Origin of the sequence: Nocardioides cremeus (assembly GCF_030518195.1) — a bacterium.
GTDB lineage: Bacteria > Actinomycetota > Actinomycetes > Propionibacteriales > Nocardioidaceae > Nocardioides > Nocardioides cremeus.
The window spans coordinates 1-206 of record NZ_JAULSC010000513.1 but is presented as its reverse complement, the minus strand read 5'-3'; the positions used below and the strand labels follow the sequence as shown (position 1 = coordinate 206).

The window sequence follows — 206 nt, the reverse complement described above, 5'->3', positions numbered from 1 at the left end:
GCCCTGCGCGACCCCAGCGGGCACAGTGCCGCCGCCGCGGGCGACGCCCCGACCGCCGTCGTCGACCAGCCCTCCCCCGACGCCCCCCCGGTGCTGCCGGCCGCCGGCGCGGGGGCCGGCGCCGCCGCGGGGCTCGCCGCCGCCGCCGCGGCCGGGTCCGGCTCGGCCACGCCGGTGCACGGCACCCCCGCGACCGGCCCGGCCAC

1 protein-coding gene is annotated in these 206 nt (G+C 87.9%); it reads left to right on the top strand.

The window, feature by feature from the left end:
* Positions 1 to 206 (top strand): hypothetical protein (locus tag QWJ41_RS22645; protein ID WP_302710612.1); only part of this gene is annotated, 206 nt, incomplete at both ends.